Raw genomic sequence first — 14,142 nt, 5'->3', positions numbered from 1 at the left:
TCCAGATGGATCAACAGAAGAAGTACCAGTAACGGTTACAGTAGGTGAACAAGATAAAGATATCTATACACCAAAATACGAAGATGGAAATGGAAAACCAGGATCTAAAGTGGAAATTCCATTAACAGAAGAAAATAGTAAGAAGATTCCAGAAGGTACAACCTTCGAAAGTGATCAACCAGGAGTCATCGCAGTAGATAAAGATGGCAAAGTCACTGTGACAATTCCAGACGGAGCAAAACCAGGAGATAAGATTACAGGTAAAGTTCTAGTAAGATATCCAGATGGATCAACAGAAGAAGTACCAGTAACGGTTACAGTAGGTGAACAAGATAAAGATATCTATACACCGAAATACGAAGATGGAAATGGAAAACCAGGATCTAAAGTGGAAATTCCATTAACAGAAGAAAATGGTAAGAAGATTCCATCAGGCACAACCTTCGAAAGTGACCAACCAGGAGTTATCACAGTAGATAAAGATGGAAAAGTTACAGTAACAATTCCAGAAGGAGCAAAACCAGGAGATAAGATTACAGGTAAAGTTCTTGTACGTTATCCAGATGGCTCAACGGAAGAAATCCCAGTCACTGTGACAGTAGGTGAACAAGATAAAGATATCTACACACCGAAGTATGAAGATGGCAATGGCAAACCAGGAACTAAGGTTGAAATTCCATTAACAGAAGCGAATGGTAAGAAGATTCCAGCTGGTACAACCTTCGAAAGTGATCAACCAGGAGTCATCACAGTAGATAAAGATGGAAAAGTTACAGTAACGATTCCAGAAGGAGCAAAACCAGGAGATAAGATTACAGGTAAAGTTCTTGTACGTTATCCAGATGGCTCAACGGAAGAAGTGCCAGTCACTGTAACAGTAGGTGAACAAGATAAAGATATCTACACACCGAAGTATGAAGAAGGCAATGGCAAACCAGGTTCTAAGGTTGAAATTCCATTGACAGAAGCGAATGGTAAGAAGATTCCAGCTGGCACAACCTTCGAAAGTGACCAACCAGGAGTCATCACAGTAGATAAAGATGGCAAAGTCACTGTTACAATTCCAGAAGGAGCAAAACCAGGAGATAAGATTACAGGTAAAGTTCTTGTACGTTATCCAGATGGCTCAACGGAAGAAGTGCCAGTCACTGTGACAGTAGGTGAACAAGATAAAGATATCTACACACCGAAGTATGAAGATGGCCATGGCAACCCAGGTTCTAAGGTTGAAATTCCATTGACAGAAGAATCTGGTAAGAAAATTCCAGAAGGCACAACCTTCGAAAGTGATCAACCAGGAGTTATCACTGTGGATAAAGATGGCAAAGTTACTGTAACTATTCCAGAAGGAGCGAAACCAGGAGATAAGATTACAGGTAAAGTTCTTGTACGTTATCCAGATGGCTCAACGGAAGAAATCCCAGTCACTGTAACGGTTACTTCGAATGCAAATTATGAAGATACTACAGATGCTATTGATAATGGAGCTAAGTCAAATGATTCTCAAAATGTATTGCCAAATACAGGAACAGAATCAAATGCGACACTTGCCTCTCTAGGACTTCTTGGACTATTGAGTGGATTTGGACTTGTAGCTCGCAAGAAAAAAGAAGACTAAAAATTTAGTCAAATAAACATTCATTCTTTTGTATTGTAAAGATAAACTAGATTGATTCTGGGAATCGTGTTAGTCATAAAATACAAAGAATGATTAGATAAAGAAAGCGAATAATGCTAGGATTTTGTTAAACGGAATTCTAAGTATTGTTCGCTTTTGTGGTATAATAAGTACTATGCAGAAAAAACCAACGTCAGCCTATGTGCATATCCCATTTTGTACCCAAATTTGTTATTATTGTGACTTTTCAAAAGTTTTTATCAAGAATCAGCCGGTAGATAGTTATTTGGAACATCTGTTAGAAGAGTTTCAATCTTATGATATTCAAAAGTTGAGAACCCTCTATATCGGTGGTGGCACACCGACAGCTTTGTCAGCTTCTCAACTGGAGGTGTTATTGAAGGGCTTGACTAAAAACTTGGACTTGTCTGTCTTAGAAGAGTTGACCATTGAAGCCAATCCAGGCGACTTGGATGCAGATAAGATAGCTGTTTTGAAAAACTCGGCTGTCAATCGTGTTTCGCTAGGCGTGCAGACCTTTGACGACAAGATGTTGAAAAAGATTGGGCGCAGTCATTTGGAGAAGGATATTTATGAAAATATTGACCGCCTGAAACTGGCTGATTTTGACAATATCTCTATCGATTTGATTTATGCGCTGCCTGGTCAGACTATGGAGCAAGTTAAGGACAATGTGGCTAAGGCCATTGGGCTGGATATTCCCCATATGAGTTTGTATAGTTTGATTTTGGAAAATCATACGGTCTTTATGAACCGTATGCGACGAGGGAAATTGCCTCTGCCTAAGGAGGAACTTGAGGCTGAGATGTTTGAGTATATCATCGCAGAGCTGGAGCGAGCTGGTTTTGAACATTATGAGATTTCTAATTTCTCAAAGCCTGGTTTTGAAAGTCGCCACAATCTCATGTACTGGGACAATGCTGAATACTATGGCATCGGTGCTGGGGCCTCTGGTTATGTAAATGGAGTACGCTATAAAAATCATGGTCCCATTCGTCATTATCTTAATGCAGTTGAGGAAGGCAATGCTCGCATCACAGAAGAGCACCTGAGTCAAAAAGAGCAAATGGAAGAAGAAATGTTCTTGGGACTCCGCAAGAAATCAGGGGTTTCCATGGCGCGATTTGAGGAAAAATTTGGACGGTCTTTCGATGGACTTTATGGAGAAATTGTCAGAGAATTGGTTCAACAAGGTCTCATGCAAATAGATGGTGACCGAGTTCGTATGACAAAAAGAGGTCTCTTTTTAGGAGACACCGTAGCAGAACGATTTATTTTGGAGTAGATGATGGGCTTAACTTATCGAATGAAAATGAAAATTCCTTTTGATATGGCTGATATGAACGGTCATATCAAGCTTCCAGATGTGATTTTGCTATCCCTTCAAGTTTCAGGGATGCAGTCGATTGAGTTAGGAGTTAGTGATAAGGCCATTTTGGAAGAGCATAATCTGGTCTGGATTATCACAGAATACGATATTGAGGTGGTTCGTTTGCCTCGTTTTGCGGAAGAAATTACCATCGAAACGGAAGCTTTGAGCTACAATCGGCTCTTTTGCTACCGTCGCTTTAACATTTATGATGAAGCAGGTCAGGAACTCATCCACATGATGGCGACCTTTGTTCTCATGGACCGCGACAGTCGAAAAGTCCATGCTGTCGAACCTGAGATTGTGGCTCCGTATCAGTCTGATTTTGATAAAAAGCTTATCCGTGGGCCAAAGTATGAGTCTTTGGAAGAACCATTCAGCAAGGATTACCATGTTCGTTTTTACGACTTGGATATGAATGGTCATGTCAATAATAGTAAGTATCTGGACTGGATTTTTGAGGTTATGGGAGCGGACTTTTTGACCCAATATATTCCCAAGAGAATCAACCTCAAGTATGTCAAGGAAGTTCGACCAGGTGGGGTTATTACATCGGCTGTTGAACGGACTGGACTGGAAAGCAAGCATGAGATTACAAGCGACGGGGCTACCAATGCCCAAGCTATGATTACTTGGCAAGAAATGAAAAAGGATTAGAGAAAATATGAAATATAAAGGCTATTTAATTGATTTAGACGGAACTATTTATAAGGGTAAAGACAGAATCCCAGCAGGGGAGGCTTTTATCCATGAATTGCAAAAGCGGGACATTCCCTATCTCTTTGTGACCAACAATACAACCCGTACTCCAGAGAGTGTTCAAGAAATGTTGGCTCAGAATTTTAATATCGATACGCCCCTATCGACTGTCTACACAGCGACTTTGGCCACTATCGACTATATGAATGACTTGGGGCTTGAAAAGACGGTCTATGTCATCGGAGAAGCAGGGCTTAAGGAAGCCATTAAGGCGGCTGGTTATGTCGAAGACAAGGAAAATCCTGCCTATGTGGTAGTAGGCCTGGACTGGCAAGTTGATTATGAAAAATTTGCGACAGCAACTCTTGCTATCCAAAAGGGAGCTCATTTTATCGGAACCAATCCTGACCTCAACATCCCGACAGAACGCGGTCTTTTGCCAGGTGCTGGTTCACTGATTACGCTTCTTGAAGTAGCAACACGAGTGAAGCCTGTTTATATTGGAAAACCAAATGCCATTATTATGGACAAGGCGGTTGAGCACTTAGGTTTGGAACGTGAAGAGTTAATCATGGTCGGAGATAACTACCTGACTGATATCCGGGCTGGGATTGACAATGGTATTCCAACGCTTTTGGTGACGACAGGTTTTACCAAGGCAGAAGAAGTAGCAGACCTGCCAATCGCACCGACTCATGTGGTTTCTAGTCTTGCGGAGTGGGATTTTGATGAAAACTAAACTGACCTTTTGGAGCTCTATGCTCTTTCTCCTCTCGCTTTCTATCCTTCTGACCATTTATCTGGCTTGGGTCTTCTATCCTATGGAGATTCAGTGGTTGCACCTAACGAATCGAGTTTATCTAAAACCAGAAACTATTCAATACAATTTTCATATCTTGATGAATTATCTTACCAATCCTTTTAGCCAGGTCTTGCAGATGCCTGATTTTCGTTCGTCAGCAGCTGGTCTGCACCACTTTGCGGTGGTCAAAAATCTCTTTCACTTGGTTCAGCTAGTAGCCCTAGTGACACTGCCAAGTTTTTACGTCTTTGTCAAAGGGATTGTGAAAAAGGGCTTTTTATCTCTATTCAGTAAGGGGCTTTTGACTCTAGTAGTCTTGCCTGTGCTGATTGGTCTTGGGGGAGTTTTGATTGGTTTTGACCAATTCTTTACTCTTTTCCATCAAATTCTCTTTGTGGGAGATGATACCTGGCTTTTTGACCCAGCCAAGGATCCTGTTATTCTGATTTTGCCAGAGACCTTTTTCCTTCATGCCTTCCTCCTCTTTTTTGCCCTCTATGAAAGCTTCTTTGGCTATCTTTATCTAAAAAGTCGTAGGAAGTGAAACGAAAGATGTTCTTATTTCACATGTATAAATTAGGTGTGTGATTCGAAACTATCGTTAAGAGTGAATTAACTAATTCAGAAATGTATTAATCGTTCGCAAACAGTCTATTTTTCTTGAAAAAATAGGCTTTTTTTCTAAAAATCTCTAGTCAAGCGCTTTATTTTTTTGTATAATAGAGGTAGCAAAGTATAGATAAGAAGAGAAAAGCATGATTACACTATTTCTATCACCGAGCTGTACTTCATGTCGTAAGGCAAAGGCCTGGCTAGAAAAACATAAGGTGCCCTTTGAGGAACACAATATTATGACCAGTCCCTTAACAAGAAAAGAATTGCAACACATCCTTTCCTTGACCGAAAATGGTACTGATGACATTATTTCAACTCGTTCAAAAATTTTTCAAAAATTAGATATTGATGTAGAAAGTATTTCGGTATCAGAATTGCTTCATTTGATTGAGCAGTATCCTAGTCTTTTGCGTCGTCCCATTATTATTGATGCCAAACGTATGCAGATCGGTTTTAATGAAGATGAGATTCGTGCTTTTCTCCCTCGTAGTTACCGTAAGCAAGAACTAAAAGAAGCAAGAATGAGAGCTGGTATTAGTTAATGAACAAACAGTATAGTTACCCACTAGATTTGTCGTGGAGCACTGAAGAACTTGCTTCAGTGCTTTCTTTTTTTAATGATGTTGAAGCTGCCTATGAAAGCAAGGTAGAGGCTAAAAAGTTACTGGACTCCTATAAGGGATTCAAGGTGGTCGTGCCAAGCAAGAGTGAAGAGAAACGTTTGGGACGAGAATTTGAAACAGTTAGTGGCTATTCGCTCTACCGAGCGGTTCAGGCTGCCAAGGAAAAAGGGGAAGGAAAGATTTCTCTTGGAAAGTAAATTTGAATTTGCTAAAGAGCTGGTCAAGAAGGCGGGCCAGTACATCCTTGACCATATGCAGGAAGATTTGTGTGTTGAGACGAAGACCTCTCCAACAGATTTGGTGACCAGACTGGACAAGGAAGTTCAGGAGCTCTTGGTTGGTGAGATTTTATCCCGTTATCCTGAGGATAAGATTTGTGCTGAAGAAGGTTGTCTGCGAGCCTCGGTTCAAGAGGGCAAGGTTTGGGTCATTGATCCAATTGATGGTACCAATAATTTTGTAGCCCAGCAGGAAGATTTTGCTGTTATGATGGCTTATTTTGAAAATGGTCAAGGTCAGTTTGGTCTGATTTATGATGTGGTCAAAGGGGATTGTTACCACGGTGGTGGAGCCTTTCCAGTTTGTCTAAATGATAAGCCCCTTGCTCCTTTTAAAGCAAAACCACTTGGAGATTTTCTCATTGCAGGGAATAGTGGCATGCTAGAAACCAATGAATGGGGCTTGGCTGATTTGAGTCGAGCTGTCCTTGGTGTTCGTGTCTATGGGAGTGCGGCCATTAGTTTTGCCAAGATTTTGTCAGGGCGTTTGTTGACCTATGTCACCTATCTGCAACCATGGGATTATGCTGCGGCTAGTATTTTAGGGGAAAATCTGGGCTATCGGGTTGTGACCCTTTCTGGCCAAGCGCTTGATTTTCAAACCAGACAGCCGGTCATGATGGTGCCTCTTGAGATGCAGGAGGAAATTCAGTCCTATATTTACGAAAGGAAAAGAACTTAAATGCAATTTCCAGAAGGATTTGTTGAAAAATATGAAGAGATACTAGGAGATGAGGCAAGAGATTTTCTTGCCTCTTTTGAGGAGGAAGCGGTTTCGGCCTTTCGGGTCAATCCTTTAAAAGAAGCGCCAGTTTCCTTTCCTGATGCTATTCCTCAAACCCCTTGGGGCCACTATGGGAAGGTTTCAGGGAAATCGCCTGAGCATGCTACAGGTTTAGTTTATTCGCAAGAACCCGCTGCCCAAATGGTGGCTCAGGTAGCCCAGCCCAGTCCTGGTATGAAGGTCTTGGACCTGGCCGCTGCACCAGGTGGCAAATCAACCCAACTGGCAGCCTATCTAGCAGGGGAGGGTCTTCTCGTCTCCAATGAAATTTCAAGCAAACGGGCTAAGATTTTAGTAGAAAACATGGAGCGCTTTGGAGCGACAAATGTCGTGGTGACCAATGAATCTGCTGACCGCTTGGCCAAGGTCTTTAAAGGCTATTTTGACTTAATCGTCCTTGATGCCCCTTGCTCTGGGGAAGGAATGTTTCGTAAGCAACCAGATGCTATGGACTATTGGAGCTTAGATTATCCAAGTCAATGTGCTAGCTTGCAAAGAGAAATTCTGGAGGAAGCAGTAACCATGCTAGCAGAAGGTGGTCGTTTGGTTTATTCAACCTGTACCTGGGCACCTGAGGAAAATGAAGAGATCGTCAATTGGCTACTGGAAGAGTATGATTTTGATTTGCTGCCAGTAGAGCATATCAATGGAATGGTAGCTGGTATTGACCTGCCAGAAACGGCTCGGATGTACCCTCATCATTTTAAGGGAGAGGGTCAGTTTGTAGCTCATTTACAATTTAGAGGTGACAATCCAGCTCCTAAATTTAAGGCAAGTAAGAGCAATCTCAGCCGAGAACAAGTTACTTTGTGGCAGGAATTTGCCCAAAAACACCTGAAAATCAATCTAAGGGGAATCTTGCAGACTTTTGGTGACCAACTCTATCTCCTGCCAGAATTTTTGCCAGATTTAGGGAAGCTCAAGATTGCTCGTAATGGACTGCATCTGGGTACCTTTAAGAAGAAACGCTTTGAGCCTAGTTTTGCTCTTGGTCTAGCCTTGAAACCGAGTCAGGTCAAGCAGTCGGTTGAAATTGACCAAGAAGAGTTTGTAAAGTATGTGGCTGGAGAAACTGTTCATCTGGCAGAAAGTCTGCCAAATGGTTGGTACCAAGTTTTGGTTCAAGGCAATGGTTTGGGCTTTGCTAAGGTGACTGGAAATGTTTTGAAAAATTATTTTCCAAAAGGCCTCAGATTCAAGTGAAAATGCTAGTCAAAGTAGCTTGTCTATGTTATAGTGGAAGTATGGATTTTTTCAAATTGTCTTTTATTTTAAGTCAAAATTTGTTGAGAAGACAACTGAGCAAATTTCTAGTAAAACTAAGCTAGCAACTTCGGTTGGTTCCCAATTTTAAAAAAGAAAAACATAAATAAATAGTTGAAAAAATTCACAGCATTCACCATTATTTTCAAGGAGAAAAAACAGTGAAAAAAAGGAAAAAACTCGCTCTATCCCTTGCGGCTCTTTTGCTAGCAGGTTCTTTGGCGGGATGTGCTAGCTGGATTGATCGTGGGGAATCCATGACAGCTGTTGGCTCAACGGCTCTTCAGCCCTTGGTCGAAGCAGCAGCAGATGAATTTGGCTCTATACACGTTGGAAAAACAGTCAACGTCCAAGGTGGAGGATCTGGTACAGGTCTGTCTCAGGTTCAGTCTGGAGCCGTTGATGTAGGAAATTCAGACGTATTTGCCGAGGAAAAAGACGGTATCAACGCATCCGCTCTAGTGGATCATAAGGTAGCCGTAGCGGGCTTGGCAGTGATTGTAAACAAGGAAGTTGACGTTGAAAATCTGACAACAGAACAACTCCGTAGCATCTTCACAGGTCAAGTAACCAACTGGAAAGAAGTCGGCGGGAAAGACCTAGCCATTTCTATTATTAACCGTGCAGCAAGTTCTGGTTCACGTGCAACCTTTGATAGTGTTATCATGGATGGTCAGTCTGCTGTGCAGAGTCAAGAACAGGATTCAAATGGGATGGTCAAAAACATTGTTTCCCAGACACCAGGAGCCATTTCTTACCTAGCCTTTGCCTATGTGGATGACTCGGTGAAACGCATGAAGTTGAATGGCTATGAGCCGATTGCAGAAAATGTTACAACCAATAACTGGCCTTTGTGGTCTTATGAACACATGTATACCCTAGGTCAACCAAATGAATTGGTGGCAGAATTTCTCAACTTTGTCCTCTCAGATGAAGCGCAAAGTGGAATCGTTAAGGGAATGGGCTATATTTCTGTCAAGGAAATGAAGGTTGAAAAAGATGCTGTAGGAACGGTGACAGCACTAGAAGGGAGTCACTAATGAATCAAGAAGAATTAGCTAAAAAATTACTCTCTCCCTCAAAGAACTCTCGTTTAGAGAAACTTGGAAAAGGCTTGACCTTTGCCTGTCTGTCTTTGATTGTCATCATCGTGGCTATGATTTTGATCTTCGTAGCCCAAAAAGGTTTGTCGACCTTCTTTGTCAATGGGGTTAACATCTTTGATTTCCTCTTTGGCCAAACTTGGAATCCTTCAGGTAAACAATTTGGTGCCCTTCCTATGATTTTGGGTTCCTTTATTGTCACAATCCTATCGGCCCTTATCGCAACTCCTTTTGCTATTGGTGCGGCAGTATTTATGACCGAAGTCTCACCAAAAGGTGCTAGAATCTTGCAACCAGCCATTGAATTGCTGGTCGGAATTCCTTCAGTCGTGTATGGATTTATCGGTTTACAGGTCGTAGTTCCTTTTGTCCGTAGTGTCTTTGGTGGAACTGGTTTTGGGATTTTATCAGGGATTTTTGTTCTCTTTGTCATGATCCTACCAACGGTAACCTTTATGACAACTGATAGCTTGCGTGCGGTGCCTCGTCACTACCGCGAAGCTAGTTTGGCTATGGGAGCCACTCGTTGGCAAACCATCTGGCGCGTGACCTTAAAGGCTGCGCGTTCAGGGATTTTTACAGCAGTGGTCTTTGGGATGGCGCGTGCCTTTGGTGAGGCCTTGGCCATTCAGATGGTGGTCGGAAACTCAGCCGTTGTCCCAACTTCATTGACAACACCTGCTGCGACCTTGACCTCTGTCTTGACCATGGGTATCGGAAATACAGTTATGGGAACCGTTGACAATAACGTTCTCTGGTCACTAGCCTTAGTCTTGCTCTTGATGAGTTTGGCCTTCAACAGTGTGATTAAATTGATTACGAAAGAAAGAGGAAAGAAAAACTATGCACGCTAAGAAATTAGATAAAATTGCAACAGCTGTCCTCTACTCAATTGCAGGAATTATCGTTGCCATCTTGGCATCCTTGATTCTTTATATCTTGGTTCGTGGTTTGCCCCACATCTCTTGGTCTTTCTTGACTGGCAAATCATCATCTTACCAAGCAGGTGGAGGGATTGGAATTCAGCTTTATAATTCCTTCTTCCTTTTGGTCATTACCTTGATTATCTCTGTGCCTTTGTCTATGGGAGCTGGGATTTTCCTAGCTGAATACGCCAAAAAAGGTCCTGTGACCAACTTTGTCAGAACCTGTATTGAAATCTTGTCTTCATTGCCATCAGTGGTTGTGGGTCTATTTGGTTACTTGATCTTTGTAGTTCAGTTTGAGTATGGATTTTCAATCATTTCAGGTGCCTTGGCCTTGACAGTCTTTAACCTGCCTCAGATGACTCGTAATGTTGAAGACAGTTTGAAACACGTTCACCACACGCAACGTGAAGCTGGCCTAGCTCTTGGGATTTCTCGTTGGGAGACTGTAGTCCATGTGGTCATTCCAGAAGCCCTTCCAGGGATTGTAACGGGGGTTGTCTTGGCCTCTGGTCGTATCTTTGGTGAGGCTGCTGCTTTGATTTACACAGCAGGACAATCCGCTCCAGCTCTTGACTGGTCTAACTGGAATATTCTCAGTGTGACCAGCCCAATCTCTATCTTCCGTCAAGCAGAAACCTTGGCTGTCCACATCTGGAAAGTCAATAGCGAAGGAACCATTCCAGATGGAACCATCGTATCAGCAGGTTCTGCGGCCGTGCTCCTCATCTTTATCCTCATCTTTAACTTTGGAGCCCGTAAACTCGGAAGCTACCTACATAAGAAATTAACCGCTGCCTAAAGGAGAAGCCATGTCAAAATATAATTGGGATGAAAAGCATATCATCACCTTTCCTGAAGAGAAAGTGGCCCTCTCTACTAAGGATTTACATGTTTACTACGGTAAAAAAGAATCCATTAAGGGCATCGATATGCAATTTGAAAAAAATAAAATTACAGCCTTAATTGGCCCATCTGGATCTGGGAAATCAACCTACCTCCGCAGTCTCAACCGTATGAATGATACCATTGATATTGCTAAGGTAACAGGTCAAATTCTCTACCAAGGGATTGATGTCAACCGTCCAGAAATCAACGTTTACGAGATGCGTAAACACATCGGAATGGTCTTCCAACGACCAAATCCTTTTGCCAAGTCTATCTATCGCAATATCACTTTTGCCCATGAACGTGCAGGGGTTAAGGACAAGCAAGTCTTGGATGAAATTGTGGAAACCTCTCTTCGTCAAGCTGCCCTTTGGGATCAGGTCAAAGACGATTTGCAAAAGTCAGCCTTGACCCTGTCAGGTGGTCAGCAGCAACGTCTCTGTATCGCTCGTGCCATCTCTGTCAAACCAGATATCCTTTTGATGGATGAACCAGCGTCAGCCTTGGATCCCATTGCGACAGCCCAGCTGGAAGAAACTATGTTGGAATTGAAGAAGGACTTTACCATCATCATCGTGACTCACAGTATGCAGCAGGCTGCGCGTGCTAGTGACTACACAGGATTTTTCTACTTGGGTGACTTGATCGAGTACGATAAGACCTCTAATATTTTCCAAAATGCTAAACTACAGTCAACCAATGACTACGTAACAGGACACTTTGGATAGAAAGGAAACAGTATGACAGAAGCGATTTTACAGGTGTCAGACCTGTCCGTTTACTACAATCAAAAGAAGGCCTTGAATAGTGTTTCCCTATCTTTCCAACCTAAGGAAATTACAGCCTTGATCGGTCCATCTGGATCAGGGAAGTCAACCCTCCTCAAGGCTATCAACCGCATGGGGGATCTCAATCCAGAGGTAACCACAACCGGTTCGGTGGTTTATAATGGCCACAACATCTACAGTCCTCGTACAGATACAGTTGAATTGCGTAAAGAAATCGGTATGGTTTTCCAACAGCCCAACCCCTTCCCTATGTCTATCTACGAAAATGTTGTTTACGGGCTTCGTATCAATGGAGTTAAGGACAAACAGGTTCTGGACGAGGCGGTAGAAAAAGCCTTGCAACGGGCTTCTATCTGGGATGAGGTCAAGGATCGCCTGCATGATTCAGCTATCGGACTTTCAGGTGGTCAACAGCAACGTGTTTGCGTTGCTCGTGTTTTGGCAACTAGTCCTAAAATCATTCTCTTGGATGAACCGACTTCAGCCTTGGACCCTATCTCAGCTGGTAAGATTGAAGAAACCTTGTATGGCTTAAAAGATAAATACACTATGCTCTTGGTTACGCGTTCTATGCAACAAGCCTCTCGTATTTCTGACAAGACAGGATTTTTCCTAGATGGAGATTTGATTGAGTTTAACGATACTAAGAAGATGTTCCTCAACCCACAACACAAGGAAACAGAAGACTATATTTCAGGAAAATTTGGATAAGGAGATAAATGATGTTACGTTCTCAATTTGAAGAAGATTTGGAGAAATTGCACAACCAGTTCTATGCCATGGGACAGGAAGTGCTATCCCAAATCAATCGTACAGTGCGTGCCTTTGTTACGCATGACCGTGATTTGGCCAAGGAAGTCATCGAAGACGATGCAGAAGTAAACGAATACGAAGTGAAATTGGAGAAGAAATCATTTGAAATGATTGCCCTTCAACAACCAGTTTCTCAAGACTTGCGTACCGTTTTAACAGTCTTAAAAGCAGTATCTGACTTGGAACGTATGGGTGACCATGCTGTTTCCATCGCAAAAGCAGCCATTCGTATGAAGGGGGAACAACGTATCCCAGCTGTTGAAGAAGAAATCAAGAGAATGGGTCGCGATGTCAAGAACTTCGTCGAAGCAGCCCTTGAGCTCTATCTGAATGGTTCAGTAGATCAGGCCTATGAAGTAGCAGCCATGGACGAAAAAATCAACCATTACTTTGATAGCATTCGTGACTTGGCTACAGAAGAAATCAAGAAAAATCCAGATGCTATCGTTACAGGCCGTGATTATTTCCAAGTGATTGCTTTCTTGGAACGCATTGGAGACTATGCCAAAAATATCTGTGAATGGGTTGTTTACTTTGAAACAGGTAAGATTGTCGAATTATAAAATAGATTTATTCTGTATAAAAAGGAGCTTGAAATCAACTGATAGCTCCTTTTATTGAATGAAAAAAATATTTTTAAGATAAAAATTCAAAAAATACTTGACAAGTATCTTGGATAGCGTTATAATTATACAAAATTAACAGAGAGGTTGTTTATTTATGAAATCAAAAAAATGGATATTTGTTTTATGTAGCTTTCTTGCAAGTTTCTTCTTAGTGGCTTGCCAGTCGGGTTCTAATGGTTCTCAGTCAGCTGTTGAGGCCATTAAGCAAAAGGGGAAATTAGTTGTGGCGACTAGTCCTGACTATGCACCTTTTGAATTCCAATCCTTAGTTGACGGAAAAAACCAGGTAGTCGGTGCGGACATTGACATGGCCCAGGCTATCGCTGATGAACTTGGGGTGAAGTTGGAAATTTCAAGCATGAGTTTTGACAATGTCTTGACTAGTCTTCAAACTGGTAAGGCTGACCTAGCAGTTGCAGGAATTAGCGCTACTGACGAGAGAAAAGAAGTCTTTGATTTTTCAATCCCTTACTATGAAAACAAGATTAGTTTCTTGGTTCGTAAGTCTGATGTAGAAAAATACAAGGATTTAACTAGCCTTGAAAGTGCTAATATTGCAGCCCAAAAAGGGACTGTTCCAGAATCAATGGTCAAGGAACAATTGCCAAAAGCGCAATTGACTTCCCTAACTAATATGGGTGAAGCTGTCAATGAATTGCAGGCTGGAAAAGTGGATGCTGTTCACATGGATGAGCCTGTTGCCCTTAGCTATGCTGCTAAAAATGCGGACCTAGCTGTTGCAACTGTCAGCTTGAAGATGAAGGATGGCGAAGCCAATGCCGTTGCTCTTAGAAAAAATAGTGCTGATTTGAAAGAAGTGGTGGACAAGGTCATCCAAAAACTCAAGGATGACGGTACCTACCAAAAATATCTTGAAAAAGCAGCAACCCTAACAGAAGTTGAAGAATAAGAAAAAAGCAGAGTTG

16 protein-coding genes are annotated in these 14,142 nt (G+C 42.1%); all 16 read left to right on the top strand.

The window, feature by feature from the left end; genetic code table 11:
* The coding region (locus tag QP439_RS04360) for a YPDG domain-containing protein (protein WP_285387896.1) at positions 1–1,618 on the top strand (1,618 nt) is incomplete at its 5' end.
* Between the two features lie 175 nt (positions 1,619–1,793).
* The gene (hemW, locus tag QP439_RS04355) at positions 1,794–2,924 is read left to right on the top strand and encodes a radical SAM family heme chaperone HemW (protein WP_285387894.1); all 1,131 of its coding nucleotides are present in this window, start codon (positions 1,794–1,796) and stop codon (positions 2,922–2,924) included.
* A gap of 3 nt (positions 2,925–2,927) precedes the next feature.
* Positions 2,928–3,665, top strand: coding sequence for an acyl-ACP thioesterase domain-containing protein (locus QP439_RS04350; protein WP_285387891.1), 738 nt, complete (start codon positions 2,928–2,930; stop codon positions 3,663–3,665).
* Between the two features lie 7 nt (positions 3,666–3,672).
* Positions 3,673–4,446, top strand: a complete 774-nt coding sequence (locus tag QP439_RS04345; protein ID WP_261081002.1) for a TIGR01457 family HAD-type hydrolase — start codon at positions 3,673–3,675, stop codon at positions 4,444–4,446.
* On the top strand, positions 4,436–5,053 hold the full coding sequence (locus tag QP439_RS04340) for a TIGR01906 family membrane protein (protein WP_261081001.1): 618 nt from the start codon (positions 4,436–4,438) through the stop codon (positions 5,051–5,053). The genes QP439_RS04345 and QP439_RS04340 overlap by 11 nt, the downstream gene beginning before the upstream one ends.
* Positions 5,054–5,264: 211 nt before the next feature.
* Positions 5,265–5,666, top strand: a complete 402-nt coding sequence (locus tag QP439_RS04335; RefSeq protein WP_000631254.1) for a Spx/MgsR family RNA polymerase-binding regulatory protein — start codon at positions 5,265–5,267, stop codon at positions 5,664–5,666.
* Positions 5,666–5,944 carry a UPF0223 family protein gene (locus QP439_RS04330; protein WP_261028275.1) on the top strand — a complete coding sequence of 93 codons (279 nt, stop codon included), beginning with the start codon at positions 5,666–5,668 and terminating at the stop codon, positions 5,942–5,944. Before QP439_RS04335 ends, QP439_RS04330 begins: the two co-directional genes overlap by 1 nt.
* Positions 5,934–6,707 (top strand): inositol monophosphatase family protein, encoded by a 774-nt coding sequence (locus tag QP439_RS04325; protein ID WP_261028276.1) that lies wholly within the window; start codon positions 5,934–5,936, stop codon positions 6,705–6,707. Before QP439_RS04330 ends, QP439_RS04325 begins: the two co-directional genes overlap by 11 nt.
* Positions 6,708–8,012 carry an RsmF rRNA methyltransferase first C-terminal domain-containing protein gene (locus QP439_RS04320; protein ID WP_285387883.1) on the top strand — a complete coding sequence of 435 codons (1,305 nt, stop codon included), beginning with the start codon at positions 6,708–6,710 and terminating at the stop codon, positions 8,010–8,012. It begins immediately after the preceding gene.
* Positions 8,013–8,233: 221 nt separating this feature from the next.
* On the top strand, positions 8,234–9,112 hold the full coding sequence (locus QP439_RS04315) for a phosphate ABC transporter substrate-binding protein PstS family protein (RefSeq protein WP_049502183.1): 879 nt from the start codon (positions 8,234–8,236) through the stop codon (positions 9,110–9,112).
* Positions 9,112–10,029, top strand: a complete 918-nt coding sequence (pstC, locus tag QP439_RS04310; protein WP_001070903.1) for a phosphate ABC transporter permease subunit PstC — start codon at positions 9,112–9,114, stop codon at positions 10,027–10,029. Before QP439_RS04315 ends, pstC begins: the two co-directional genes overlap by 1 nt.
* Positions 10,019–10,903, top strand: coding sequence for a phosphate ABC transporter permease PstA (gene pstA, locus QP439_RS04305; RefSeq protein WP_000543046.1), 885 nt, complete (start codon positions 10,019–10,021; stop codon positions 10,901–10,903). Before pstC ends, pstA begins: the two co-directional genes overlap by 11 nt.
* A gap of 10 nt (positions 10,904–10,913) precedes the next feature.
* On the top strand, positions 10,914–11,717 hold the full coding sequence (pstB, locus tag QP439_RS04300) for a phosphate ABC transporter ATP-binding protein PstB (protein ID WP_049502182.1): 804 nt from the start codon (positions 10,914–10,916) through the stop codon (positions 11,715–11,717).
* Positions 11,718–11,729: 12 nt separating this feature from the next.
* Positions 11,730–12,488: a phosphate ABC transporter ATP-binding protein PstB gene (pstB, locus tag QP439_RS04295; RefSeq protein WP_000133484.1), complete on the top strand. Its 759-nt coding sequence runs from the start codon at positions 11,730–11,732 to the stop codon at positions 12,486–12,488.
* Positions 12,489–12,499: 11 nt separating this feature from the next.
* Positions 12,500–13,153 carry a phosphate signaling complex protein PhoU gene (gene phoU, locus QP439_RS04290; protein WP_000946458.1) on the top strand — a complete coding sequence of 218 codons (654 nt, stop codon included), beginning with the start codon at positions 12,500–12,502 and terminating at the stop codon, positions 13,151–13,153.
* A 157-nt stretch (positions 13,154–13,310) separates the two neighbouring features.
* Complete coding sequence (locus QP439_RS04285; protein WP_049541117.1) at positions 13,311–14,126, top strand: ABC transporter substrate-binding protein; 816 nt, start codon at positions 13,311–13,313, stop codon at positions 14,124–14,126.
* Positions 14,127–14,142 lie beyond the last annotated feature (16 nt).

This window comes from Streptococcus sp. UMB1203 (assembly GCF_030217725.1).
Taxonomy (GTDB): Bacteria; Bacillota; Bacilli; order Lactobacillales; family Streptococcaceae; genus Streptococcus.
The sequence above is the reverse complement of the archived record's forward strand: the minus strand, read 5'-3'. Positions and strand labels throughout refer to the sequence as shown.

Coding starts and splice junctions, on each gene's coding strand:
- QP439_RS04350 (WP_285387891.1), top strand. CDS start 2,928: ATGGGCTTAACTTATCGAATGAAAATGAAAATTCCTTTTGATATGGCT.
- phoU (WP_000946458.1), top strand. CDS start 12,500: ATGTTACGTTCTCAATTTGAAGAAGATTTGGAGAAATTGCACAACCAG.
- QP439_RS04335 (WP_000631254.1), top strand. CDS start 5,265: ATGATTACACTATTTCTATCACCGAGCTGTACTTCATGTCGTAAGGCA.
- pstA (WP_000543046.1), top strand. CDS start 10,019: ATGCACGCTAAGAAATTAGATAAAATTGCAACAGCTGTCCTCTACTCA.
- pstC (WP_001070903.1), top strand. CDS start 9,112: ATGAATCAAGAAGAATTAGCTAAAAAATTACTCTCTCCCTCAAAGAAC.
- QP439_RS04285 (WP_049541117.1), top strand. CDS start 13,311: ATGAAATCAAAAAAATGGATATTTGTTTTATGTAGCTTTCTTGCAAGT.
- QP439_RS04330 (WP_261028275.1), top strand. CDS start 5,666: ATGAACAAACAGTATAGTTACCCACTAGATTTGTCGTGGAGCACTGAA.
- pstB (WP_000133484.1), top strand. CDS start 11,730: ATGACAGAAGCGATTTTACAGGTGTCAGACCTGTCCGTTTACTACAAT.
- QP439_RS04345 (WP_261081002.1), top strand. CDS start 3,673: ATGAAATATAAAGGCTATTTAATTGATTTAGACGGAACTATTTATAAG.
- QP439_RS04340 (WP_261081001.1), top strand. CDS start 4,436: ATGAAAACTAAACTGACCTTTTGGAGCTCTATGCTCTTTCTCCTCTCG.
- pstB (WP_049502182.1), top strand. CDS start 10,914: ATGTCAAAATATAATTGGGATGAAAAGCATATCATCACCTTTCCTGAA.
- hemW (WP_285387894.1), top strand. CDS start 1,794: ATGCAGAAAAAACCAACGTCAGCCTATGTGCATATCCCATTTTGTACC.
- QP439_RS04320 (WP_285387883.1), top strand. CDS start 6,708: ATGCAATTTCCAGAAGGATTTGTTGAAAAATATGAAGAGATACTAGGA.